The organism is Micromonospora aurantiaca ATCC 27029 (genome assembly GCF_000145235.1).
GTDB lineage: Bacteria > Actinomycetota > Actinomycetes > Mycobacteriales > Micromonosporaceae > Micromonospora > Micromonospora aurantiaca.
Genome location: NC_014391.1, coordinates 6,115,181 through 6,138,712, shown reverse-complemented (window position 1 = coordinate 6,138,712; position 23,532 = coordinate 6,115,181). Strand labels below are relative to the sequence as shown.

Sequence of the window (23,532 nt, the reverse complement as noted above, 5' to 3'; positions counted from 1 at the left end):
TCAGTCGACCCGCAGGCGGTACCCCCGCTTGACCACCGTCTGCACCACGCGGGGCGCCGTCAGCCCCGCCCGCAGGCGGGCGACCGCCATCTCCACCGCGTGCTCGTCGGCGCCGCGTGGCAGCGTCCGCAGCAGCGCGGTGCGGGAGAGCACCTTCCCCGGCGACGCGGCGAGCGCCCGCAGCACCGCCATCGGCGCCGGCGCCAGCTGGCGCAGCTCCCCGTCGACCACCGCGGCGTGCCCGCGCAGCGTCAGCACGTGCCCGGCCGCCTTCACCGAGACCGTGCGCCGGGGCAGCTCCTCGACGATGGTGCGGACCAGGGCGCCAAGCCGGGCCCGGCTCGGCGCGCTCACCGGCACCCCGCGCCGCACCAGCGGCTCGGCGGTGACGGTGCCGACGCACCCGGCCAGCACGTCGCCGCGCAGCGCCTCCAGCACCGTCTCGGTACGGTCCCCGGCCGCGCGCAGCAGCGCCTCGGCCGCCGGGGCCGAGGTGAACGTGACCGCGTCGACGAGACGCCCGGCCACCAGGTCGATGAGCCGGTGCAGCGGCGCCGGGTCGGCCGGCGGCGCCCACCGGTACACCGGCACCTCGATCACCGTGGCGCCGGCCGCCACCAGCGCGTCGGCGCACTCGGGCTGCCGCTCGCCGTGCAGTTGCATCGCCACGACCTGGCCGGCCACCCCGCGCCGGACCAGGTGCTCGACCACCTCGTCGCAGCTCTCCGAATCCGGGGACCAGTGCTCGCGCAGCCCGGCGGCGCGGATCGCGCCGGTCGCCTTCGGACCGCGGGACACCACGTACGCGCGGGCGAGCGTGGTGCGCAGCGGCTCGGCCAGCCCCCAGCCCTCGGCCGCCTCCAGCCAGCCCCGCATGCCGATGCCGGTGTTGGCCATCAGCACGTCCGGCGGGTGTTCCAGGCAGGCCCGGGTGGCCTCACGCAGGTCGGTGTCGTCGGCCAGCGGGACGATCCGCAGCGCCGGGGCGAGCACCACCCGCGCACCGCGCCGCTGGAGCAGCGCGGCCAGTTCGTCGCGCCGCCGGTCGGCGGTGACCCCGATGGTGAAGCCGGCCAGCTCGTCCCGCATCATTCCTCCTGCCGTAACCGCACCTCGACCAGGCCGTCCCGGCAGCGCACCGGATGCCGGCGCAGCGTCACGCCCGGTAGGTCCAGGCACCGCCCGGTGGTGAGGTCGTAGACCTGCTTGTGCAGCGGTGAGGCGAGCGTGGGCACGCCGCCCCGGCTGCCCACCAGACCCCGGGACATGACGTACGCGCCGCCGACCGGGTCGAGGTTGTCCACCGCGTACAGCCCGTTCGCGGTACGGAAGACCGCCACCTGTACGCCGTCGACGAGGGCGGCCACGCCCCGGTCGGGGTCGAGCCGGTCCAGCGGGCAGACCGGGGTCCAGTCCAGCGTGACGACGGGGCTCATCGGCGTACCTCCGGCAGGCCCAGCGCGACGGGCTGGCGGCGGTGTCCGCCGTCCGGGGGCGCGCCCCGGGCCGGCACCGGCTGGCCCCGCTCCTGGGTGAACGTGATGGACGGGTCGGGCACCTCGGGCGCGTTGACGAAGGAGGTGAAGCGGCGCAGCCGGTCCGGGTCCTCCAGGACGTCGCGCCACTCGTCGGAGTAGCTCGTGACGTGCCGGGCCATGGCCGCGTCGAGGTCGGCGCAGAGCCCGAGCGAGTCGTCCACGAGCACCGACCGGAGGTGGTCCAGGCCGCCGTCCATGGCCTCGATCCAGGCGGCGGTGCGCTGCAACCGGTCGGCGGTGCGGATGTAGTACATGAGGAACCGGTCGATCAGGGTGACCAGTTCCGCGGTGCTCAGGTCGGTGGCGAACAGGTCGGCGTGCCGGGGCCGGAAACCGCCGTTGCCGCCGACGTACAGGTTCCAGCCGGTCTCGGTGGCGATGACGCCGAAGTCCTTGCTCCGGGCCTCGGCGCACTCCCGGGCGCAGCCGGACACCGCCGACTTGAGCTTGTGCGGCGCGCGCAGGCCCCGGTAGCGCAGCTCCAGCGCGACCGCGAGCCCCACCGAGTCCTGCACGCCGTAGCGGCACCACGTGTCGCCCACGCACGACTTCACGGTGCGCAGCGCCTTGCCGTACGCGTGACCCGACTCGAAGCCCGCGTCGACGAGCCGGCGCCAGATCTGCGGCAACTGGTCGACCCGGGCGCCGAACAGGTCGATCCGCTGCCCACCGGTGATCTTCGTGTAGAGCCGGAAGTCGCGCGCCACCTCACCGATCGCGATCAGCTTCTCCGGGGTGATCTCCCCGCCGGGAATCCGGGGCACCACCGAGTAGCTGCCGTCGCGTTGCAGGTTGGCCAGGAAGTGGTCGTTGGTGTCCTGGAGCGACGCCTGCTCGCCGTCGAGCACGTGCCCGGTGCCGAGTGAGGCCAGGATCGAGGCCACCACCGGCTTGCAGATGTCGCACCCGCTGCCGCGCCCGTGCTCGGCGACGAGCCGGGAGAACGTGCTGATGTCCCGCACCCGGATCAGGTCGAACAGCTCCTGCCGGCTGTGGTCGAAGTGCTCGCACAGCGCCGTCGACTGGCGTACCCCGGCGGCGTCCAGCAGCTGCTTCAGCATCGGCACGCAGGAGCCGCAGCTCGTACCGGCGCGGGTGCACGCCTTCAGCGCCGGCACGTCGGTCGCCCCACCGGCGATCGCCGCGTCCAGGTCGGCCCGGGTCACCGCGTTGCAGGAGCAGACCTGCGCGGTGGCGGGCAACGCGCCCGCACCGGCGCCCGCGCCGCCGGCCGGCGCCAGCAACGCCAGCGGGGGAGCGGGCAGCGGTCCGCCGACACTGGCGCGCAACGCCGGGTACGCGCTCGCGTCCCCGACCAGCACGCCGCCGAGCAGCGTCCGCGCGTCGTCGGAGAGGACCAGCTTCGCGTACGAGCGGGTGGCCGGGTCGGTGTACGTCACGTCGAGGCAGCCGGGGGTGACGCCGTGCGCGTCACCGAACGAGGCCACGTCCACGCCGAGCAGCTTGAGTTTCGTGGCGGTGTCCGCGCCGGGGAACGTCGCAGCGCCGCCGAGCAGCCGGTCCGCGACCACCTCGGCGGTGGCGTACCCGGGCGCGACCAGACCGTGGCAGACCCCGTCGACCGCCGCGCACTCGCCGACCGCCCAGATCCGCTCGTCGGCGGTCCGGCAGGCCGTGTCCACCAGCACGCCGCCGCGCGGGCCCAGCGGCAGCCCGGCCATCCGGGCCAGTTCGTCGCGCGGCCGGATCCCGGCGGCGACCACCACCAGCTCCGCGTCGAGGCTGCGGCCGTCGGCCAGGTCGAGCGCGGCCACCGTGCCGTCCGGGCCGGGACGCAGCGCCGTGGTGGCCACCCCGAGGTACGGCGTGACGTCCAGTTCCTCGACGTAGCGGCGGAGCATCGCGCCGCCCGCCTCGTCCACCTGCACCGGCATCAGCCGGGGCGCGAACTCGACAACGCTCGTGACGAGCCCGAGCAGCCGCAGCGCGTTCGCCGCCTCCAGCCCGAGCAGCCCGCCACCGATCACCGCGCCGGTACGGCGGCCCCGTGCGTGCTCCCGGATCGCGGCCAGGTCGTCGAGTGTCCGGTAGACGAAGACGCCCGGCAGATCGGTGCCGTCGACCGGCGGCACGAACGCGTACGAGCCGGTGGCCAGCACCAGCGCGTCGTAGGGGTACTCGCCGGCAGCCGTGGTCACCACCCGCCGTGCCCGGTCGACGCCGGTGGCCGGTTCGCCGAGTCGCAGGTCCACTCCGGCGTCGGGCGTGTGCAGGTTCAGCTCACCGGCGTCCACCCCGTCGAACACGGCCGAGAGCCGCACCCGGTCGTACGCCGGGCGCCGCTCCTCGGCGAGCACCGTGACCCGCCACCGCCCGTCGGTGTCCCGGGCCCGCAGCGCTTCGACGAAGCGCTGCCCCACCATGCCGTTGCCGACCACCACCAGCCGCTCGTTCATGACACCTCCACCGTCTCGCGATCCGTCTCGCTGTCGCGTGTCTCGTCCGTGGGCGGGTCCACCTCGGCGAGCCAGGCGGCGATGCCGGCCACCGCGTCCCGGCAACTGCCGCAGCCGGTGGCGGCCCGGGTCTCCGCGGACAGCTCCGCCGCCGTCCGGGCACCCGCCCGCCAGCACGCCACCAGCGCGCCCTTGCTCACGTCGTTGCACCGGCACACGGTCGCGGCGTCCGGCATCAGCGCCGGTGACGCGGCCGGACCGGCCGGCGCCTCGCCGAACGCCCGGCCGAGCAGCAGCGAACGCCGGTCCGCCGGCACCGGCGCGCCCCTGTCGAACAGCTGCACCACGGTGCCGACCGCTGGGTTGTCGCCGAGCAGGATCGCGCCGGTCAGCCGCTCGTCCCGGATGCGCAGCCGGGCGTAGGTGCCCCGGGCCGGGTCGGCGAAGGTCAGCTCCTCGACCGGCCCGCCCGGGTCGCCGGTCCCGTCCACGTCGCCCATCGCGGCCAGGTCGATACCGGCCGCCTTGAGCCGGGTCACCGCCGGGCGGGGCCGGTACCGGGCCAGCGGGTCCGTGCCGGTCAGCACGTCGGCCACCACCCGGGCCTGCGCCCAGGCCGGCGCGACAAGCCCGGTCAACGTCCCGTCGTGCTGGGCGCAGTCGCCGATCGCGGAGATCCGCCGGTCGCTCGTCCGCATCCGGTCGTCCACCACCACGCCCCGCTCGACGGCGAGCCCGGCCGCGGCGGCGAGCGCGGTGTCGGGGCGTACCCCGCAGCAGAGCACCAGCAGGTCGGCGTCGAGCGTCCCGGCGTCGCCCAGGTGCAGGCGGACGCCGTCGGCGCCGGCGCTCACGGCGGTGGCCGGCACCCCGAGCCGGGACCGGACGCCCAGGCCGGCGAGCGTGCCCGCGAGGACCGCGCCGGCCGGCGGGTCGAGCTGGCGTTCCATCAGGTGCCCGACCGGGTGGACCACAGTCACGTCGAGCCCTCGGGCGGCCAGCCCGCGGGCCGCCTCCAGACCCAGCAGCCCGCCGCCGAGCACGACCACGCGCCGCGCGCCCTCGGCGGCGCCGAGGATCCGCCGGCAGTCGCCGAGCGTGCGGAACGGGACGACCCGCTCGGGCACCGGGGCGAGGCCCGGCAGCGGCGGCACCACGGCCCGGCTGCCGGTGGCGAGCACCAGGTGGTCGTACCCGTGCCGCTCGCCGTCGTCGGTGACCACCTCGCCGGCGGCCCGGTCCACTGCGGTGACCGCCGCGCCGGTGCGGACCTCGACGCCCGGCCCGACGGCTTCGACAAGCTCCACGTCCGGCTCGCCGATGCGTCCGGCGAGCAGCGTGGAGAGCATGATCCGGTTGTACGCGCGGTGCGGCTCCGCCCCGAGCACTGTGATCGAGTGGTTCCCGCCGCGTGCGTGCAGCTCGGCGGCGAGCCGGGCGCCGGCCATGCCGTAGCCGACGACGACGATGCGTTCGTTCATGCCCGCTCCACCCGGACCGCGCAGATCTTGAACTCGGGCATCCCGGAGACCGGGTCGAGCGCGTCGTTGGTGACCGAGTTGGCGCGTTGCGCGCCGGGCCAGTGGAACGGCGCGAAGACGGTGTCCGGCCGGATCGCCGTGCTGAGCCGGGCCGGTGCGCACAACTCACCCCGGCGGGAGACCACTCGTACCGGCGCGCCCTCGGCCACGCCGATCCGTGCTGCCAGGTCGGGATGCAGCTCCACGAAGCCGCCGGGCGCGGCCCGGCGTAGCGCGGCCACCCGCCGGGTCTGCGCGCCGGACTGGTACTGCGCGAGCACCCGCCCGGTGGTGAAGTGCAGCGGGTAGTCGGCGCACACCGGCTCGGCGGCCGGCCGGTGGGTCACCGGATGGAACCGGGCCCGGCCGTCCGGGGTGGGGAAGCGGTCGGCGAACAGCCGGGGCGTGTCCGGGCCGTCCCGGTCCGGACAGGGCCAGAACACGCCGGTGTCGGCGTCGATCCGGTCCCAGGTGATCCCGGCGTAGTCGGCCGGCCCGCCGGCCGAGGCCCGGCCCAGCTCCGCGAACACCTCGCGCGGGTCGGCCGGCAGCGGCGTCCCGCCCCCGGTCAGCCGTTCGGCGAGCGCGGCGAGGATCTCCAGCTCGGTACGGACCCCGGCGGGTGGTTCGCGCAGCGCCCGGCGGCGCAGCACCCGGCCCTCCAGATTGGTCATCGTCCCGTCCTCCTCGGCCCACTGGGCGACCGGCAGCACCACGTCGGCCAGCTCGGCCGTCTCGGAGCGGACGAAGTCCGCCACCACGAGCAGGTCCAGGGCGCGCAGCCGGGACTCGACCCGCGCGGCGCGGGGCGCGGACACGACCGGGTTGGAACCGAACACCAGCAGCGCCCGCGCGCCGGACGGCGTGCCGAGCGCGTCGAGGAGCTGGTACGCCGGCACCCCCGGCCCGGGTAGCGAGTCCGGGTCGACGCCCCACACCCCGGCGACGTGCTCGCGGGCCGCCGGGTCGTCGATGCGCCGGTAGCCGGGTAGCTGATCGGCCTTCTGCCCGTGTTCCCGGCCGCCCTGTCCGTTGCCCTGCCCGGTCAGGCAGCCGTAGCCGGAGCCGGGGCGGCCGGGCAGGCCCAGGGCGAGCGCGAGGTTGATGAAGGCGGTGACCGTGTCGACGCCCTTGGCGTGCTGCTCGGCGCCCCGGGCGGTGAGGACGACCGCGCGGTCCACAGTGGCGAGTGCGCGGGCGGTCGCGTACAGGTCGGCCACCGGCACGCCGGAGAGCCGTTCCACCTCCGCCGGCCAGTAGCCGGCCACCGTCCGCCGGACGTCGTCGAACCCGGTGGTCCGCTCCGTGACGTACGCCCGGTCCAGCCAGCCCTCGGTGAGCGCGATGTGCAGCAGCGCGTTCGCCACCGCGAGGTCGGTGCCGGGCAGGGGTTGCAGGTGCAGGTCGGCCTGGCGGGCGGTGGCGGTGGCGCGCGGGTCGACAACGATCAGCCGGCCGCCGCGTTCCCGCAGGTCGGCGACGTGCCGCATCAGCGGCGGCATGGTCTCGGCCGGGTTCGCGCCGACCAGCAGCAGCGTGTCCGCGTGCCCGAGGTCGGCGAGCGGGAACGGCAGTCCCCGGTCGATCCCGAACGCCCGGTTCCCGGCTGCGGCGGCCGACGACATGCACCAGCGCCCGTTGTAGTCGGTGTGCCGGGTCCGCAGCGTCACCCGGGCGAAGCGGCCCAGCGCGTACGCCTTCTCGTTGGTGAGCCCGCCGCCGCCGAAGACCGCTACCGCGTCCGGCCCGTGGTGGTGCTGCACGTCCTTGACCCCGGCGGCGACGCGGTCGAGCGCCTCGTCCCAGGTCGCCGGGCGCAGCTCGCCGCCGGGCCGGTCGTGCAGCAGCGGGGTGGTGAGCCGGTCCGGGTGGTCGAGCAGGTCGGCGGCGGTCCAGCCCTTCTGGCAGAGCCCGCCCCGGTTGGTGGGGAAGTCGCGGGCGCCGACCTCGACACCGTCGCCGGTGGCGCGTAGCACCATGCCGCACTGCAACGCGCAGTACGGGCAGTGCGTGGCGGCCTCGACGAGGCGTGACCCCGTTCGCGTCGCCGTGCGTGCACCGTCTGTCATGTCGGAAAAGCGTGCCGTCGGGCGGTTTCCGGTCCGGGTCTGCTCTGTTTCGGTCCTGTCACGAGCGCTTCACACCGCACGCGGGTGACGAGACGCTCCGCGGGGCTTAGAATATGGGACAACAATCTCATATAACGGGAGGCATGATGAGCGTGGCGGACGCGTTCGACGCGGTGGCCGGCAGCTACGACCAGGCCCGGCGCCGCCTTGTGCCCTGCTTCGACGCCTTCTACGGCACCGCTGTCGAGGTGGCCGCACCCCCGCTGCGCGCCGCGCTCGCCGCCGGGCGTACCCCCGAGGTGCTGGACCTGGGCGCGGGCACCGGCCTGCTGTCCCTGCTGCTGACCGCGGCCGTCCCCGGGGTCCGCCTGACGCTCGTGGACGGCGCCCCCGGCATGCTCGCGGTGGCCGCCGGGCACCTGGACGCCCGTGGCGTGCCGCACCGCACCGTCCACGCCGACCTGGCCGGCCCGCTGCCTGCCGGCCGGTACGACGCGGTGGTCTCCGCGCTGGCCATCCACCACCTCGACGACGAGGGCAAGCGGGCGCTGTACAAGCGGGCCGCCGACGCGCTCGTCCCCGGCGGGGTGTTCGTCAACGCCGAGCAGGTCGCCGGGCCGACCCCCGCGCTGGACCGCCGCTACGACGAGGTGTGGACGGCGCGGATCACCGAGCTGGGCTCCGACGCCGAGGAGATCGCCGGCGCCCGGGAGCGGATGCGGCACGACCGGCCGGCCCCGGTGGCCGAGCAGTGTCGCTGGCTGACCGAGGCGGGCCTGGTGGACGTGGACTGCTTCTTCAAGGAATGGCGTTTCGCGGTCTTCGGCGGTCAGCGGCCGGACGGATCGGCGAGGTGATTCTCGAGCCGATCGGCGAAACGGGACGCGCCGGCCTTACGTAGGTGGGCGATCAGTTCGACCGCGTCCTTGTCCTCGGCGACCAGGCTGCGCCGGTAGTAGTCGATCTGCCGCGCCAACGTTCTCATGACCAGAGGCATCGAACGGTCGGCCACCCAGTTGAGGAACTCGTCGCCGGTGCGGACCGACAGCGATTCCCGTACGCATTCCGGCGGAAAGGCGCGCCGGTCGTCGGTCACCAGGATGTCGGCGCGGCCGTGGACGGCGGCGGCCAGCACGTGCCGGTCGTCCGGGTCCGGCGGGCACGGAACGTCGTTCGGCGAATAGCCGGTGACGAGGCCGTACGGGAACGCCTGGACGAAGCGGCGTCGCTGCCCGCCGATCGCCTGCTCGGAATGCTCGGGCCGCTTACGGCGCAGGCGATACATCCATTCCGCCAGAACGTCCTCGCGTCCAGGAACACCAGTGAGGCGCTGGGGATCACAGTGGACACCCTACCCAGCACCCCCTGGCCGGGCCCGGAACTACACGTCGTCGGTGAAACCCAGCGCGTCGGATTCCCACATCAAGGCCTCGTACGACTTCCGTCGCTCCTCCATCTGCCGTTGCCGGAATGCGAGGACGTCGCGGAGGAAGAGGCGCCGGTGGCTGCCGACCCGGTGTGACGCGATCGACCCGTTCTCCAGGAGGCGGACGAGTGTGGGGCGGGACATGCCGAGCAGCTTCGCCGCCTCGGTCGTCGTCAGTTCGCGGGAGATGGCGCTGATCGCGACGCCGTCGCCGCGGGCGAGCATCGCCGAGATCTGATGGAGGACGTCGAACATCTGGGCGGGCACCTCGACCTCTTCGCCGTCCGCCGAGACGAGGCGGGCCACGCCTCCGCCCGCGGCGAGGGGGTGCCGCACGAGGAACTCCTCCATGGCGGCCGCCTTCTGGCGCTCCGCTCCCTCGGTGGGCATGACCGAGGCGGCCATGCCGGTGCTGAGGCTCATGACGGCTCCCTGTGGCAGATGCGGCTTGTGTCGTCCCAGCCGTTCGGACCTGCTCTATCGTCGCCCCCAAGTGCAATATCCGCAACCGGCTTCGCTTGTTTCACCTGTAGGTGTCCGATTCAGCGATCGGCGGGGACGAGGATGACTGGCGGTCATACCGATGGGTAGTCTTCCCGGCATGACCGCCAAGGTGACGCTGTCGTTCTCCGACGAGACGATCGAGGAGGCGCGCCGGTTCGCCAAGCGGGAAGGGCTCTCCCTCTCCGCCTGGATGGACCAGGCCGCCCGGGAGAAGGCGCTGCGCGAGGTCTTCACCGCGCACGCCGACGCGGTCGGCCGTGCCGGCCTGGACCTGGAAGCCGCCGCCCTGGCCGACGCCCAGGAGGTCGCGCTCGTCGACGACGCCCTGTTCGGCGGGCGTCCGCGTGCTGCGTAGGGGTGAGGTCTGGCGCATCTCCGGCGCCCGGGAGCGGTTCGGCCTGGTGATCAGCTCCGACGTCTACAACGCCACTGTGGTACCGATCGTGATCGTGGCCGAGGTGGTCGAGGAGTCGCTGCTGCGCGACTCGCCGCTCGCCGTGCCGATGGGCGCGTACGTGGTGATGCCCGACCGGATCTCCTCGCCGATGAAGAAGTGGTTCACCGAGTGCGTGGACGTGGCGGACACCGAGACCATGCAGCGGGTCGGCCGGGCGCTGCGGATCCTCCAGGAGCTGTGACCGCCTCACCGGCGCCGTCCGGCGGACGTGCGATCTCCGTTGCCGGGCCGACGCGTGCGGGGCACGCCGGGGAAACCACGGGCTGAGAGCGTCGCCTCGTCATCGACGAGGAGGAGTCGCCCGTGAGCACTCTCGTTTCCGCACCGACCACGCCTCCGGCCGCCACCGCCGGCCGGCTCACCGAATGGCGGCCGGAGGACCCGGCGTTCTGGGCGGCCGGTGGCGCCCGGGTCGCCCGGCGCAACCTGTACGTCTCGATCTTCGCCGAGCACGTCGGCTTCTCGGTGTGGAGCCTCTGGTCCGTCACGGTGCTGTTCCTGGGCCCCGAGTACGGCATCGACCCGGCCGGGAAGTTCCTGCTCACCGCCGTACCGGCCGCGCTGGGGGCGGTGCTGCGGCTGCCGTACACGCTGGCGGTGGCCCGCTTCGGCGGCCGGAACTGGACCATCGTGAGCGCGCTGCTGCTACTCGTGCCGGCGGTGCCGATGGCGGTGCTGATCGAGCCCGGGGTGTCGTACGCCACGCTGATGGTGCTGGCCTGCCTGTCCGGCGTCGGCGGCGGCAACTTCGCCTCGTCGATGGCGAACATCAACCTGTTCTTCCCGGAGCGGCTCAAGGGCCGGGCGCTGGGGCTCAACGCCGGCGGCGGCAACCTGGGCGTACCGGCCGTGCAACTGGTGGGGCTGGCGGTGCTGGCGACCGCCGGCGCCGCGTACCCCCGGCTCGTGCCGGCGGTCTACCTGCCGCTGATCGTGCTGGCCGCGCTGGCCGCGGCCCGGTGGCTGGACAACGTGCCGGGGGCGCGCAACGAGCCGGGCGCGCTGCGCGCGGCGGCCCGCGACCCGCACACCTGGGTGATGTCGCTGCTCTACGTGGGCACGTTCGGCTCGTTCATCGGCTTCGGGTTCGCCTTCGGCCAGGTGCTCCAGCTCCAGTTCCACGACCGGTTCCCGACGCCCGTGGACGCGGCCTGGCTGACCTTCCTGGGGCCGCTGATCGGGTCGCTGATCCGGCCGGTGGGCGGTCAGCTCGCCGACCGGCTGGGCGGGGCGCGGGTCACGTTCTGGAACTTCGTGGCGATGGCCGCCGGGGCCGGGCTGGTGCTGTACGCCGCCAGGGAGAAGTCGTTCCCGCTCTACCTGGCCGGGTTCCTGGCGCTGTTCGTCTTCTCCGGCATCGGCAACGGGTCGACGTACAAGATGATCCCGGCGATCTTCCGGGCCCGGGCCGTCGCGGAGAGCGAGCTGACCGGCGACCCGGAGGCGGCGCAGCGGCGGGCCCGGCGGCTGGCCGGCGCGGTGATCGGCATCGCCGGGGCGGTCGGTGCCTCGGGCGGGGTGCTGGTGAACGTGGCGTTCCGGCAGTCGTTCCTGGCCTCCGGCACTGCTGATGCCGCCTACCTGGCCTTCATCGGCTGGTACGCGCTCTGCTTCCTGGTCACCTGGGTGGTCTACCTGCGTCCCGGACCGCGTACGCTGGTCGGCGTGTGACCTGTGCCATGACGAACCCGCAGGCCACGCGCGGCGCGACCCCGTTTTGACCTGCCGCCGGGCGGCCGGGTATCGTTGCCTGCTGTTGTACGACATTCTTAGGCGTGCCGCATCAGGTACGCTTGGTCGTTCGTGCGCGCTGGTCCGGCTGGGTACTCCTGGTCACCTCGGCGCGCGACCCCAGACCGACGACGAGACAAGGTAGACCTGTGCGTACGTACAGCCCGAAGCCGGGTGAGATCGAGCGTCAGTGGCACGTCATCGACGCCTCTGATGTCGTGCTGGGCCGCCTGGCGACCCACGCCGCCACGCTCCTGCGTGGCAAGCACAAGCCGACTTTCGCGCCGCACGTCGACACGGGCGACTTCGTCGTCATCGTGAACGCGGGCAAGGTCGCGCTGACCGGCAACAAGCGCCAGACCAAGGTCGCTTACCGCCACTCCGGTTACCCGGGTGGCCTGAAGCGGGTCGGCTACGACGAGCTGCTCACCAAGCGGCCCGAGCGGGCCATCGAGCTGGCCGTGAAGGGCATGCTCCCGCACAACAAGCTGGGCCGTCAGCTTCTCAAGAAGCTGAAGGTCTACGCCGGTGCCGAGCACCCGCACACCGCGCAGCAGCCGGTGCCGTTCGAGATCAAGCAGATCGCGCAGTGAGCGCGGGCGAAGGAAGCAGCATGACCGACATCACCGCCACCGAGGTCGCCCCCGAGGCCACCGAGGCGCCGGCGCCCGTCGCGCGCGCGCCCCGTGGTGACCGCCCGATCCAGACCGTGGGTCGGCGCAAGGAAGCCATCGTCCGGGTCCGGATCATCCCGGGCAGCGGCAAGATCACCTGCAACGGCCGCGACCTCGAGGCCTACTTCCCGAGCAAGGTGCACCAGCAGCTCATCAAGGACCCGCTGGTCACCGCCGAGAAGCCCGAGGCGTTCGACGTGATCGCCAACCTGCGTGGCGGCGGCACCACCGGCCAGGCCGGCGCGCTGCGGCTCGCCATCGCCCGGGCGCTGATCGTCAGCGAGCCCGACGACCGCCCGGCCCTGAAGAAGGCCGGCTTCCTGACCCGTGACGCCCGGGTCAAGGAGAGCAAGAAGTACGGCCTCAAGAAGGCCCGCAAGGCTCCCCAGTACTCGAAGCGCTGATCACCACAAGCGTCTTGTACTTCTGACGGACGGCCGGCTCGCTTCCCCTTCCCGGGAGGCGGACCGGCCGTTCCGCGTTTCTCCTCTCATCGGCAGTTCCACGGAGGTTGGCGGGTATGGGCCGGTTGTTCGGCACGGACGGCGTACGTGGGCGGGCGAACGCGGATCTCACCCCGGAGTTGGCGCTTGCGGTCGCGGTGGCCGCGGCCCACACGCTGGCCGAGACCGACAAGAGCCATCCGCCGCTCGCGGTGGTCGGCCGGGACACCCGGGCCAGCGGCGAGATGCTGGAGGCGGCGGTGGTCGCCGGGCTCACCAGTGCCGGCGCCAACGTGGTCCGGGTCGGCGTGCTGCCCACCCCGGCGGTGGCGTTCCTCACCGCCGAGGCAAAGGCCGACCTGGGCGTGATGCTCTCCGCCTCGCACAACCCGATGCCGGACAACGGCATCAAGCTGTTCGCCGCCGGCGGGCACAAGCTGCCCGACGAGATCGAGATGCAGATCGAGGAGGCGGTTAAGGCGAACGCCACCACCGCCTGGAAGCGCCCCGTCGGCGCCGGTGTCGGCCGCGTGCACGACCTGCTCGACGGCGCCGACCACTACGTGCAGCACCTGGTCGGCACCGTGCCGCACCGCCTCGACGGGATCAAGGTCGTGGTCGACTGCGCCAACGGCGCGGCCGCCGACGTCGCACCGGTCGCCTACCGGGAGGCCGGCGCCGAGGTGATCGCCATCTACGCCGAGCCGGATGGGCTCAACATCAACGACGAGTGCGGCTCGAACCACATCGAGGCGCTGCGCGCCGCGGTGGTCGAGCACGGCGCCCACCTCGGCATCGCCCACGACGGCGACGCCGACCGCTGCGTCGCGGTCACCGCCGACGGGAACGAGGTCGACGGCGACCAGGTCATGGCGATCCTCGCGCTGGCCATGCGGGACGCCGGCGAGCTGACCCAGGACACCCTGGTCGCCACAGTGATGAGCAACCTCGGTCTCCGGCTGGCCATGTCCGAGCACGGCATCCGGCTGGTCGAGACCAAGGTCGGCGACCGGTACGTGCTGGAGGAGCTGCGCGCCTCCGGCCTGGCGCTCGGCGGCGAGCAGAGCGGCCACATCGTGCTGCCCGCGTACGCCACCACCGGCGACGGCGTGCTGACCGGCCTGCACCTGATGGCGCGGATGGCCGCCACCGGCACCTCGCTGGCCGAGCTGGCCGCCGTGGTCACCAAGCTGCCCCAGGTGCTGATCAACGTGCCGGTCGGCGACCGTACCGTCGGCGCCGCCGCACCGGCCGTCCGGGCCGAGGTCGAGCGCGCCGAGGCGGAGCTGGGCGAGACCGGCCGGGTGCTGCTGCGCCCGTCCGGCACCGAGCCGCTGGTGCGGGTCATGGTCGAGGCGGCCACCGAGGACACCGCGCGCGAGGTCGCCGAGCGCATCGCCGAGCAGGTCCGCACCGCCAGCCCGGTCGCCTGACCGACCCGGGCCGCCTGCTCTTCCTCCTCGCCGGTCAGCTCGGCCGGACGCGGCGGTCAGTTCGCCTGGACCCGGCGCAGGAAGCGGGCGGCCAGGTCGGCCACCGCGCCGGCGTCCAGCTCCTGCGCCGGCCCGGCCACGGTCACCTCGGCCAGCGCCAGCCCGGGCACCTCGGTGTCCCGCCAGCCGCCGACGAACCACGCGCGTTCCTCCTCGGCCAGCGCCAGGTTCGCCGCGTCCAGCACGGCCGCCGGGTACGGCAGCCAGAACCGGAACTGGTGGGTGTGCGGCGGCGCCGGGTACACCCGGGCGCCGGGCAGGGCGGCCAGCGCCTCGGCCACCACCCGGGCGTGCACCACGTACCCGGGGAGGCGGGGCAGCTCCCGGGTCAGCCCGGCGAGCGCTGCGAGCGCCGCCGGCCACTGCTGGAACAGCGTGCCGCCGTAGCGGTGCCGCCAGGCACGCGCGTACCGGATCAGCTCCGCGTCGCCGGCCAGCGCGGCACCGGAGATGCCGCCCAGCGACTTGTAGAACGAGACGTACGTGCTGTCGGCCAGCGCCGCGATCTCGGCCGGCGAGTAGCCCAGATGGACTGACGACTCCCAGAGCCGGGCCCCGTCGAAGTGCACCCGGGCGCCGCGGGCGCGCGCCGCCGCGACGACGGCCACCAGCTCGTCCCAGGTCGGCAGCACGAACCCGGCGTCCCGCAGCGGCAACTCCAGGAAGAGCGTGCCGATCGGCTCGTCGAGCGTCGCCACCTCGTCGGCAGTCGGGTTGCGCGGCGCGCTCGTGGTGCGCACCGCGCGTACGCCGGCGAGCAGCGCGTACGCGTCCCGCTCGTGCGTCAGCGGATGGCTGAGCGGGTGCAGGCCGACACCGGCGCGGCCGGTCAGCTCCGCCCCGTGACGCATGGCCACCTGCTGCGCCATCGTGCCCGACGGGAAGAACGCGGCAGCCTCCGCGCCGAGCAGCTCGGCGACCCGCAGCTCCAGCTCCGCCACCGGCCCGCCCTCGCCGTACAGGTCGGGCGGGTCGTCCCCGGCCACCTGATCGAGCGCGGCGAGCTGTTCCCGTACGGAGGCCGGGCGTACGCCGGAGAGCATCGTGTCGCAGCCACGCTGGGCGGTGAACCGGCGCAGCCGCGTGGCCTGCTCGTCGCTCATCCGTCCGCCCGGAGCCGGCGCAGCCGGGTCACCGCCTCGGCCAGCACCTCCGGCCGTTTGCAGAACGCGAACCGGATCAGCCGGCGCCCGGCCTCCACGTCGTCGTAGAACACCTGCGTCGGCACCGCCACCACGCCGCAGCGCTCCGGCAGCGCCCGGCAGAACTCCACCCCGTCCCGGCCGCGCAGCGGCGTGACGTCGGCGGTGACGAAGTAGGTGCCCTCCGGCGCGAGCACGCCGAACCCGGCGTCGGCCAGCCCGGCGGCGAGCTGGTCCCGGCGGCGTTGCATGTCGTCCCGGAACCCGGTGAAGTACGCGTCCGGCAGCCCGAGCGCCACAGCCACCGCCGGTTGCAGCGGCCCGGCGTTGACGAACGTGAGGAACTGCTTCACCCGCAGCACCGCCGCCACCAGCGGCGCGGGGCCGCTCACCCAGCCGACCTTCCAGCCGGTGCAGGAGAACGTCTTGCCGGCCGACGAGATGCGCAGCGTCCGCTCCCGCATGCCCGGCAGCGTGGCCAGCGGTACGTGCGGCGCGGCGGCGTCGGTGAACACCAGGTGCTCGTAGACCTCGTCGGTGACCGCGTACACGTCGTGTTCCCGGCACAGCTCGGCCACCGTCGTCAGCTCGTCGGCGGTGAAGACCTTGCCGGTCGGGTTGTGCGGCGAGTTCAGCAGCACCAGCCGGGTACGCGGCCCGAACGCGGCGCGCAGCTCGTCCGGGTCGAACGCGTACCTGCCGTCGGGGCCGGGCCGCAGCGTCACCGGGCGGCGGACCGCGCCGGCGAGCGCGATCGAGGCGGCGTACGAGTCGTAGTACGGCTCGAAGCAGATCACCTCGTCACCCGGCTCGCAGAGCGCGAGGATGCTCGCCGCGACCGCCTCGGTGGCGCCGGCCGTCACGACGATCTCGCCGTCCGGGTCGTACTCCAGGCCCCAGAACCGGCGCTGGTGCCCGGCGACGGCGGCGCGCAGCGCGGGGATCCCCGGGCCGGGCGGGTACTGGTTGTGGCCGGTACGCAGCGCCTCGGCCGCGGCGGCGAGCATCTCCGGCGGGCCGTCGGTGTCCGGGAAGCCCTGCCCGAGGTTGACCGCGCCGGTGCGCACGGCCAGCGCGGACATCTCGGCGAAGACGGTGGTGCCGAACGGCCGCATCCGGGCCACCAGGGGATCGGTCGTCGTCACGGCGGCCAGCCTACGGCCCGCCGCCGACCGCTCACCAGCCGAAGCAGGTCGCGCCGTACTCGCCCGAGTCCGTGGAGACGACCTTGCCGTTGACGGTGATCCGGCAGGTCACCTCGCCGGACTCGACGGGGCTGGCGATGATCTGCACCCGCTCGCGGTCGTTCGCGGTGAGGCTCAGCCGCCAGGGCGTGTCCACGGCGCCGGGCTGGTGGAAGTTCGCGTCCGCGTCGTAGAACTGCACCTCCGCCTCGCCGTCGGTGGCTGTGACCTCGTACAGGACGGTGAACCTGCCGGGTCCGCCGGACGGGGTGGTGACCGGTCGGGCCGGGGGACCGGTGGGCTCGTCGGCCCATCCGTCGGGCTCGCCGTACAGCGGCCCGTCGTACCGGTCGCCGGAGGCCGTCCCCTCGGTCATGGAGCGGCCGAGGAAGGACAGCCCGACGCAGCCGCAGACGATCAGTGCGAGGACGGTGACGATGCCGATCACCAGACCGGCCACCCAGCCGCCGCCGCTGCGGCGCGGCGGCATGCCCGGATACGCGTACGGCGGCGGGTAGGGCCCGGGCGGGTAGGACCCGGATTTGTGAGGGCCGGGCGGGTAGGCGCCCGGTGTCCAGGCCGGCTGTGCCGAGAAGTCCGGGACGCCGGGCTGGGACGGCCAGCCGGGCGTGGCCGGGAAGCCTGGGGCCTGCGGATCGCCGGAGGCCGGTGGGACGGCCGGGCGTGGCGTGGCGGCCGGGTCGGCCGGAGCCGCCCACCCCGGTTCGCCCACCGGCCGGCCCGTGCCGCTCGGGGACGAGGCCGGGTCGGTTCCGGACGCGCTCTCCGGGCCGGCTGCCGCCCACGGGCTCGGTGCCGGGGGCGGCGACCAGGGCGCGGGCGGCGTCCACGGCTGCGGGGCGGCCAACGGGTCCGGCGGCGTCCAGGACGAGGGCTGCGGCGTGGCCGGCGCGGCGGTCGGGTCGCTCGGTCCGGAGGCCGGTTCGGGGGCGGGGGTCGTCTCGGACATGGGCTCAGCTCACAGGGGTACGGCGCGGACGACCGCGGAACGGTGGGGCCGGGGGACGGCGCCCGGCCTCAATGTAGGCGGTGGCGACCAGCCGTGCGGTCCCGGCCGGCGGTCCGCGCCCCGCGTCCCGAACCGGTAGGGACGGGCGGAACGACCTGGATGGTGCTTTGTCCGGTAATCGCATCCCCGGCGCTCGGTTCGCTCAAGTTCAGTGATCGTTAACCGCCTTTCCGAGCACGCACGATGAGCGAAACTCGGTTAGGCTGCGGACCATGTGTGGAATCGTGGGTTACGCCGGTGCGCGCCCGGCGCTCGGCATCGTGCTTGACGGACTGCGGCGTCTCGAATACCGCGGCTACGACTCGGCCGGCGTCGCCGTGGTCTGCGAGGACGAGCTGCTGACCGAGAAGAAGGCCGGCAAGCTCGCGAACCTGGAGAAGGTCCTCTCCGAGCGGGCGGCCGACAACCCCGAGGACTGCGCCGCCAGCCCGATCGGCATCGGCGACGGCACCACCGGCATCGGCCACACCCGCTGGGCCACGCACGGCGGCCCGACCGACCGCAACGCCCACCCGCACCTCTCCCCGGACGGCCGGGTCGCGGTGATCCACAACGGCATCATCGAGAACTTCGCGAAGCTGCGCGCCGAGCTGGAGGACGAGGGTGTCGAGTTCGCCAGCGACACCGACACCGAGTGCGCCGCGCACCTGATCGCCCGCGCGCTGGCCGACCTGCGCTCGGCCGGCGAGACCGACAGCCCGGCGCTGCTCGCCGCCGCCATGCGCGTGGTCTGCGCGCGCCTGGAGGGTGCGTTCACGCTGCTCGCCGTCGACGCCGGCATCCCCGGCGCGGTGGTCGGCGCCCGGCGCAACTCGCCTCTGGTCGTCGGCCGGGGCGACGGCGAGAACTACCTGGCCAGCGACGTCGCCGCGTTCATCGAGCACACCCGGGACGCGGTCGAGCTGGGGCAGGACCAGATCGTCCTGATCACCCCGGACAGCATCGACATCACCGACTTCCACGGTCAGCCGGCGAGCGGCACGGACTTCCACATCGACTGGGACTCGTCGGCCGCCGAGAAGGGCGGCTACGACTGGTTCATGCTCAAGGAGATCGAGGAGCAGCCGCAGGCCATCGCCGACACGCTGCTGGGCCGGCTCACCGAGACCGGCGAGATCGCCCTCGACGAGGTCCGCCTCAGCGAGCAGGACCTGCGCGACGTCGACAAGATCTTCATCGTCGCCTGCGGCACCTCCTACCACGCCGGCCTGGTCGCCAAGTACGCCATCGAGCACTGGACCCGCATCCCCTGCGAGGTGGAGCTGGCCAGCGAGTTCCGCTACCGCGACCCGGTGCTGGACCGGTCCACGCTGATCGTGGTGATCTCGCAGTCCGGCGAGACGATGGACACGCTGATGGCGCTGCGCCACGCCAAGGAGCAGAAGGCCCGCGTGCTGGCGATCTGCAACACCAACGGCTCGACCATCCCGCGCGAGTCCGACGCGGTGCTCTACACCCACGGCGGCCCGGAGATCGCCGTCGCCTCCACCAAGGCGTTCCTCACCCAGGTCGTCGCCTGCTACCTGATCGGCCTGCACCTGGCCCAGGTGCGCGGCATCAAGTTCGCCGACGAGGTGGGCGCGGTGGTGGCCCAGCTCCAGGAGATGCCGGGCAAGCTGCGGGAGCTGCTGGACCGCATCGAGCCGGTCCGTGAGCTGGGCCGCGAGCTGAAGTCCGAGCCGACGGTGCTGTTCATCGGCCGGCACGTGGGCTACCCGGTGGCGCTGGAGGGTGCGCTGAAGCTCAAGGAGCTGGCGTACATGCACGCCGAGGGCTTCGCCGCCGGCGAGCTGAAGCACGGCCCGATCTCGCTGATCGACCAGGGCACGCCGGTGATCTGCATCGTGCCCTCCCCGGTGGGCCGGGGCATGCTGCACGACAAGGTCGTCTCCAACATCCAGGAGGTCCGCGCCCGCGGCGCCCGCACCATCGTGATCGCCGAGGAGGGCGACCAGGCGGTGGTCCGCTACGCCGACCACCTGATCTACGTGCCGCGTACGCCGACGCTGCTGGCGCCGCTGGTGACCACGGTGCCGTTGCAGGTGCTGGCCGCCGAGATCGCCGCCGCCCGCGGGCACGACGTCGACCAGCCCCGGAACCTGGCCAAGTCGGTCACTGTCGAGTAGCCGATCTCGTCCACGGTCCCTCCGCCCGCACGACGGGTGGAGGGACCGCGTCGTCTCCGGCCTGCCTCGCGGGCGGCCGCCGGATGGCCGCGCACCGGTCGCCGGAGGGCCGCGGGCGGTCATCGGCCCAGCACGATCCGGGCCATGCCGTCCAGCGCCGGGTTGTCCGGATCCCAGTAGCCGGTGTGGCCGTGCGGAGCGCTCGGGAAGCGCCTCCCGCCGAAGTCCGGCGCGCTCGGGTCGGCGCCGAACCAGAGTCGCTCGCCGTGCGGGTCGAGCACGGCGAGCGCCGGACCGAGCGGCGTACCCGCGAGCAGCGCGCGGCGGGCCAGCTCGTCCGGTGGGCGGGCCAGCCGGATCACGTCGTCCGGCGCGGTCGACGACCAGACCTGACCGGCGGGCATCCGCAGCTCGGCGGCGTGGTCGACGCCGACCCCCGGCGAGCCGACGAAGACCAGCGCGTCGGCGCCCAACCCGTGGTCGCGGGCGGCGGTGCCGACCACGAGCGAGCCGTAGCTGTGCCCGAGCACCGTCTGCCGGGCCGGCGGGCCCTCGTGCGCGGCCCGCAGCCCGTCCTGGAACCGGTGCAGCGCCGGGCCGGCGTCCTCGGCCTGCCGGGTGCCGGCCGCCTCGGTGAGGAAGCCGGGCGCGTCGTAGTCCAGCCAGAGCACAGCCGCCGCCTCCTCGCCCGGCCCGAGCGCCGCGCATCGCTGCAACACCCGTGCTGCCCGGCCCAGCTCGGCCGGCGCGTCGGCGAGATCCGAGGTCATGCCCGGGACGTACGTGAGCACCGAGGCGGCGCGGTCCGGGTTGCCGAGCGCCACCACCGCGCGGCCGTCGCCGGCCGGGTCGAGCCCCAGCAGGTACGCCCGGGGCGCCCCGCCCGCGGCCAGCCGCTCGCCGAGCCCGTCCAGCCCGCGCAGCGCCGCCTCGGCAGCGGCGAGCCGGACCCGCCGGGACGCCTCCAACGGCCCGGCCGGAAGCGGGTGCAGCAGCCCGAGCCGGCGCGCGAGCAACTGCTCCCGCCGGTCGCCGAGCAGTAGCCGGTTCGCCTGGTCCCGGACGGCGGCCGGAAGCCCGTCGAGGCGCCCGATCCGGCCCGGTTCCCGCCCCACCAGCCAGCGCCGCTCGGCCGCGCTCAGGCCGGCCCACCAGCGGCTCACCTCGGCCGGCCCGGCGCCGGGACCGGGCCGCCACGCGGGCGGGACGCTCACCCAGCCGCGTACCGCAGCGGTGGTCAGCTCCGCCAGCCGGCCGGCCGCCTCCCGGTCGGCGGCGCCGGCGAGCGTCAGCGCGCCCCGGATCCCGGCCCGCGCGTCGACCACCGCCGGCCCGGTCTGCCCCGGCGGCCGTGCCGGGTCGGGCCGGACCGCGCCGGTGCGGTCGACGAGCAGGCCACCGGACTCGGCGCGAGCCACCTCGGCGCCGAGCCGGGCCTTCGCCGCGCCCAGCCGGGCGCCGAACTCGGCGAGCACCTGGTCGACCTCGACCAGTGCGGGCAGCACGTCGGTGAGATCGGTGCGCAGATCCCCGATGCGCCGCTGCGCGGCAGTCGAGGCCGCACCCGACCACCCGGGGCGGAGCGTGCCGATCCGGGCGGTCAACGCGTCGGCGCGCTGCCGTACCGGCGTGGTGAGGCCCCGCCACGCCGCCCCGGCGGTGGACCAGGCGCCCGGATCGGCCCGCCAGAGCTGCGCGTAGCCGACCGGCACGTCCACGGCGTCGGCCGGACCGTCGTTCACCGGAGCACCCCGGTGAGGCGGCGGGCGGCGCGTTCGTCGACCGCCTCGTAGCCGTCCGCGCCGCGGCGCAACGCCTGAGCGGTGTCGGCCACCCGGGCGCCGAGCGCGCCGGACCAGCGCCGCACGGCCGACTCCAGTTCGGTCAGCGCCACCGCGGATCGCCAGCCGTCCGGTGCCGCCACCAGCAACGACTCCGGTGCCGCGCCCGGCCCGCGGCCCAGCCGGTACGCGTCGTCGGCCAGCTCGCGCGCCACCGATCGCAGCAGCTCCGGGTCGACGTCGAACGGTTTCTCCACCACGTGCCCTCCCTCGCCCGGCGCCACCGGCCGGTTCCGGACACCGGGACGCTAGGCGGCACCCGGCAGTGGCCGCCGACCCCTGTGGACAACGGTCCGGGTTATCCACAGGGCTTGTTCGCCAGCCGGTCCCGGGCGCGTACCGCCGGTAGGGTGAGGCCGTGATCGGGGGAGCCGCGAGCGGATGCTGAGCCGGCGCGACGAGCGGGGCGGGGTGGCATGAGACAGGTGTGGCGGGTCGCGGACGTTCGCGCGGCGGAGGCGGGCCTGATGGCCACCCTCCCGCCCGGTGCGCTGATGCAGCGGGCGGCGGCCGGGCTGGCCCGCCGCTGCGCGTTGCTGCTCGCCGACCGGGGCGGTGTCTACGGCGCCCGGGTGCTGGTGCTCGCCGGGTCCGGCGACAACGGCGGCGACGCCCTGTTCGCGGGCGCGCATCTGGCCCGCCGGGGCGTGGCGGTGACAGCGCTGCTCCTCACGCCGGGCCGGGCACACGCCGAGGGCCTGGCCGCCCTGCGCGCCGCCGGCGGCCGTGTGGCCGACCGGCCGCCCGCTGTGGTCGACCTGGTGCTCGACGGCATCGTGGGCATCGGCGGCACCGGAGGGCTCCGCGAGACGGCCGAGCAGCTGGCCGCGAGCCTGACCGGGCAGCGCGGGCGCGGCGGCACGCGCGCCACCGTGGTCGCGGTCGACGTGCCGAGCGGCGTCGCTGTCGACACCGGCCACGTCCCGCTCACCGACGCCGGGCGGCCCCGGGCGGTCCGCGCCGACGTGACAGTCGCCTTCGGCGCGCTCAAGCCCGCACTGGTCGTCGGGCCGGCCGCCGAGCTGGCCGGAGAGGTCGAGCTGGTCGACATCGGGCTGACGCCGTGGCTGCGCGGCACGCCGGCGCTCCAGGTGATCGAGCAGACGGACGTGGCCGACTGGTGGCCGGCGCTGGGCGCGTCGTCGGAGAAGTACACCAGGGGCGTAGTAGGCGTCGCCACCGGGTCGGCCACCTACCCCGGCGCCGCCGTGCTCTCGGTCGCCGGGGCGCTCGCCGGTCCCACCGGCCTGGTCCGCTACGCCGGGAGCGCCGAGGGCGAGGTGCTGCACCAGCATCCGTCGGTGATCGCCACCGGCCGGGTCGCCGACGCCGGCCGGGTGCAGGCGTGGGTCTGCGGCTCCGGGCTCGGCACCGGCGAGGACTCCGCCGCCGAGCTGCGCGCGGTGCTCGCCGCGCCGGTGCCGGTGGTGCTCGACGCGGACGCGCTGACGCTGCTCGTCGACGGCAAGCTGGCCGACCGGCTGCGCGGCCGGGACGCACCGATCGTGGTGACGCCGCACGACCGGGAGTACGCCCGGCTCTGCGGCGAGATGCCGGGGGACGACCGGGTCGCCGCCGCGCTGCGGCTGGCCGCCTGGATGAACGCGGTGGTGCTGCTCAAGGGCGACCGCACGGTCATCGGCACGCCCGACGGCCGCGCGTACGTGAACCCGACCGGCACCCCGGTGCTCGCCACCGGTGGCACCGGCGACGTGCTGGCCGGGCTGCTCGGTTCGCTGCTCGCCGCCGGGCTGGCCCCGGAACGGGCGGCCGCCGCGGCGGCGTACCTGCACGGGCTGGCCGGGCGGGAGGCGGCGCGCGGCGGTCCGGTGACCGCGCCCGACGTGGCCGCGGCCTTGCGTCCGGTACTGGCCCGGCTGGGCTGATCCGGGCGGCGGCGCCCGGTGGCGGCGGGCACCGCCCGCTCGGCTCACGGC

The 23,532-nt window shown here is 74.6% G+C and carries 21 protein-coding genes; 9 read left to right on the top strand and 12 right to left on the bottom strand.

Features of this window, described 5'->3' with window-relative positions; translation table 11 throughout:
• From MICAU_RS27275 to MICAU_RS27255, 5 genes are read right to left on the bottom strand one after another with little or no spacing between them, the layout of a single operon-like run.
• Positions 1–1,089, bottom strand: a complete 1,089-nt coding sequence (locus MICAU_RS27275) for a uroporphyrinogen-III synthase (RefSeq protein WP_013288585.1) — start codon at positions 1,087–1,089, stop codon at positions 1–3.
• Positions 1,089–1,436: a nitrite reductase small subunit NirD gene (gene nirD / locus MICAU_RS27270; protein ID WP_013288584.1), complete on the bottom strand. Its 348-nt coding sequence runs from the start codon at positions 1,434–1,436 to the stop codon at positions 1,089–1,091. The genes MICAU_RS27275 and nirD overlap by 1 nt, the downstream gene beginning before the upstream one ends.
• Entirely contained in the window at positions 1,433–3,955 is a 2,523-nt protein-coding gene (gene nirB, locus MICAU_RS27265; protein WP_013288583.1) for a nitrite reductase large subunit NirB, read from the bottom strand. Before nirB ends, nirD begins: the two co-directional genes overlap by 4 nt.
• Complete coding sequence (locus tag MICAU_RS27260) at positions 3,952–5,436, bottom strand: FAD-dependent oxidoreductase (protein ID WP_013288582.1); 1,485 nt, start codon at positions 5,434–5,436, stop codon at positions 3,952–3,954. Before MICAU_RS27260 ends, nirB begins: the two co-directional genes overlap by 4 nt.
• Positions 5,433–7,544, bottom strand: coding sequence for a molybdopterin oxidoreductase family protein (locus tag MICAU_RS27255; RefSeq protein WP_013288581.1), 2,112 nt, complete (start codon positions 7,542–7,544; stop codon positions 5,433–5,435). Before MICAU_RS27255 ends, MICAU_RS27260 begins: the two co-directional genes overlap by 4 nt.
• Before the next feature lie 143 nt (positions 7,545–7,687).
• Between MICAU_RS27255 and MICAU_RS27250 the strand changes: the two genes are divergently transcribed.
• Positions 7,688–8,401, top strand: a complete 714-nt coding sequence (locus MICAU_RS27250) for a class I SAM-dependent methyltransferase (protein ID WP_236619347.1) — start codon at positions 7,688–7,690, stop codon at positions 8,399–8,401.
• Here the strand turns inward: MICAU_RS27250 and MICAU_RS27245 are convergent.
• Together MICAU_RS27245 and MICAU_RS27240 are read right to left on the bottom strand one after the other, a co-directional pair.
• Complete coding sequence (locus tag MICAU_RS27245; RefSeq protein ID WP_255348697.1) at positions 8,374–8,841, bottom strand: PIN domain-containing protein; 468 nt, start codon at positions 8,839–8,841, stop codon at positions 8,374–8,376. The genes MICAU_RS27250 and MICAU_RS27245 overlap by 28 nt on opposite strands.
• 84 nt (positions 8,842–8,925) lie before the next feature.
• Positions 8,926–9,393 carry a helix-turn-helix domain-containing protein gene (locus MICAU_RS27240; protein ID WP_013288578.1) on the bottom strand — a complete coding sequence of 156 codons (468 nt, stop codon included), beginning with the start codon at positions 9,391–9,393 and terminating at the stop codon, positions 8,926–8,928.
• A gap of 178 nt (positions 9,394–9,571) precedes the next feature.
• Between MICAU_RS27240 and MICAU_RS27235 the strand changes: the two genes are divergently transcribed.
• The 6 genes from MICAU_RS27235 to glmM all read left to right on the top strand — a co-directional run bounded on the left by MICAU_RS27235 (position 9,572) and on the right by glmM (position 14,212).
• Entirely contained in the window at positions 9,572–9,829 is a 258-nt protein-coding gene (locus MICAU_RS27235; RefSeq protein ID WP_030269378.1) for a DUF6364 family protein, read from the top strand.
• Positions 9,819–10,112 (top strand): type II toxin-antitoxin system PemK/MazF family toxin, encoded by a 294-nt coding sequence (locus MICAU_RS27230; RefSeq protein ID WP_013288576.1) that lies wholly within the window; start codon positions 9,819–9,821, stop codon positions 10,110–10,112. The genes MICAU_RS27235 and MICAU_RS27230 overlap by 11 nt, the downstream gene beginning before the upstream one ends.
• 122 nt (positions 10,113–10,234) lie before the next feature.
• Positions 10,235–11,602: an MFS transporter gene (locus tag MICAU_RS27225; protein ID WP_013288575.1), complete on the top strand. Its 1,368-nt coding sequence runs from the start codon at positions 10,235–10,237 to the stop codon at positions 11,600–11,602.
• Positions 11,603–11,811: 209 nt separating this feature from the next.
• On the top strand, positions 11,812–12,255 hold the full coding sequence (gene rplM / locus MICAU_RS27220; protein WP_013288574.1) for a 50S ribosomal protein L13: 444 nt from the start codon (positions 11,812–11,814) through the stop codon (positions 12,253–12,255).
• Positions 12,256–12,275: 20 nt separating this feature from the next.
• The gene (gene rpsI, locus MICAU_RS27215; protein WP_013288573.1) at positions 12,276–12,740 is read left to right on the top strand and encodes a 30S ribosomal protein S9; all 465 of its coding nucleotides are present in this window, start codon (positions 12,276–12,278) and stop codon (positions 12,738–12,740) included.
• Positions 12,741–12,856: 116 nt separating this feature from the next.
• The gene (gene glmM, locus MICAU_RS27210; protein ID WP_013288572.1) at positions 12,857–14,212 is read left to right on the top strand and encodes a phosphoglucosamine mutase; all 1,356 of its coding nucleotides are present in this window, start codon (positions 12,857–12,859) and stop codon (positions 14,210–14,212) included.
• Positions 14,213–14,268: 56 nt separating this feature from the next.
• On the opposite strand, the gene MICAU_RS27205 is transcribed toward glmM, so the two are convergent.
• The 3 genes from MICAU_RS27205 to MICAU_RS27195 are packed head-to-tail and all read right to left on the bottom strand — an operon-like array spanning position 14,269 to position 17,568.
• Entirely contained in the window at positions 14,269–15,375 is a 1,107-nt protein-coding gene (locus tag MICAU_RS27205) for a threonine aldolase family protein (RefSeq protein ID WP_013288571.1), read from the bottom strand.
• On the bottom strand, positions 15,372–16,559 hold the full coding sequence (locus MICAU_RS27200; protein WP_013288570.1) for a pyridoxal phosphate-dependent aminotransferase: 1,188 nt from the start codon (positions 16,557–16,559) through the stop codon (positions 15,372–15,374). Before MICAU_RS27200 ends, MICAU_RS27205 begins: the two co-directional genes overlap by 4 nt.
• A 31-nt stretch (positions 16,560–16,590) precedes the next feature.
• The gene (locus tag MICAU_RS27195; protein WP_013288569.1) at positions 16,591–17,568 is read right to left on the bottom strand and encodes an MmpS family transport accessory protein; all 978 of its coding nucleotides are present in this window, start codon (positions 17,566–17,568) and stop codon (positions 16,591–16,593) included.
• Positions 17,569–17,840: 272 nt separating this feature from the next.
• Here MICAU_RS27195 and glmS point away from each other — a divergent pair, with 272 nt between their 5' ends.
• Complete coding sequence (gene glmS, locus MICAU_RS27190) at positions 17,841–19,754, top strand: glutamine--fructose-6-phosphate transaminase (isomerizing) (RefSeq protein ID WP_013288568.1); 1,914 nt, start codon at positions 17,841–17,843, stop codon at positions 19,752–19,754.
• Positions 19,755–19,873: 119 nt separating this feature from the next.
• Here the strand turns inward: glmS and MICAU_RS27185 are convergent, their stop codons facing one another.
• Entirely contained in the window at positions 19,874–21,496 is a 1,623-nt protein-coding gene (locus tag MICAU_RS27185) for an alpha/beta hydrolase (RefSeq protein ID WP_013288567.1), read from the bottom strand.
• Positions 21,493–21,795: a type VII secretion target gene (locus MICAU_RS27180; protein ID WP_013288566.1), complete on the bottom strand. Its 303-nt coding sequence runs from the start codon at positions 21,793–21,795 to the stop codon at positions 21,493–21,495. Before MICAU_RS27180 ends, MICAU_RS27185 begins: the two co-directional genes overlap by 4 nt.
• A gap of 216 nt (positions 21,796–22,011) precedes the next feature.
• On the opposite strand from MICAU_RS27180, the gene MICAU_RS27175 reads away from it, so the two are divergent.
• Complete coding sequence (locus MICAU_RS27175; protein ID WP_030269389.1) at positions 22,012–23,481, top strand: NAD(P)H-hydrate dehydratase; 1,470 nt, start codon at positions 22,012–22,014, stop codon at positions 23,479–23,481.
• Positions 23,482–23,532: the final 51 nt, after the last annotated feature.

Coding starts and splice junctions, on each gene's coding strand:
- MICAU_RS27275 (WP_013288585.1), bottom strand. CDS start 1,089: ATGCGGGACGAGCTGGCCGGCTTCACCATCGGGGTCACCGCCGACCGG.
- nirD (WP_013288584.1), bottom strand. CDS start 1,436: ATGAGCCCCGTCGTCACGCTGGACTGGACCCCGGTCTGCCCGCTGGAC.
- nirB (WP_013288583.1), bottom strand. CDS start 3,955: ATGAACGAGCGGCTGGTGGTGGTCGGCAACGGCATGGTGGGGCAGCGC.
- MICAU_RS27260 (WP_013288582.1), bottom strand. CDS start 5,436: ATGAACGAACGCATCGTCGTCGTCGGCTACGGCATGGCCGGCGCCCGG.
- MICAU_RS27255 (WP_013288581.1), bottom strand. CDS start 7,544: ATGACAGACGGTGCACGCACGGCGACGCGAACGGGGTCACGCCTCGTC.
- MICAU_RS27250 (WP_236619347.1), top strand. CDS start 7,688: ATGATGAGCGTGGCGGACGCGTTCGACGCGGTGGCCGGCAGCTACGAC.
- MICAU_RS27240 (WP_013288578.1), bottom strand. CDS start 9,393: ATGAGCCTCAGCACCGGCATGGCCGCCTCGGTCATGCCCACCGAGGGA.
- MICAU_RS27235 (WP_030269378.1), top strand. CDS start 9,572: ATGACCGCCAAGGTGACGCTGTCGTTCTCCGACGAGACGATCGAGGAG.
- rpsI (WP_013288573.1), top strand. CDS start 12,276: ATGACCGACATCACCGCCACCGAGGTCGCCCCCGAGGCCACCGAGGCG.
- glmM (WP_013288572.1), top strand. CDS start 12,857: ATGGGCCGGTTGTTCGGCACGGACGGCGTACGTGGGCGGGCGAACGCG.
- MICAU_RS27205 (WP_013288571.1), bottom strand. CDS start 15,375: ATGAGCGACGAGCAGGCCACGCGGCTGCGCCGGTTCACCGCCCAGCGT.
- MICAU_RS27195 (WP_013288569.1), bottom strand. CDS start 17,568: ATGTCCGAGACGACCCCCGCCCCCGAACCGGCCTCCGGACCGAGCGAC.
- glmS (WP_013288568.1), top strand. CDS start 17,841: ATGTGTGGAATCGTGGGTTACGCCGGTGCGCGCCCGGCGCTCGGCATC.
- MICAU_RS27175 (WP_030269389.1), top strand. CDS start 22,012: ATGAGACAGGTGTGGCGGGTCGCGGACGTTCGCGCGGCGGAGGCGGGC.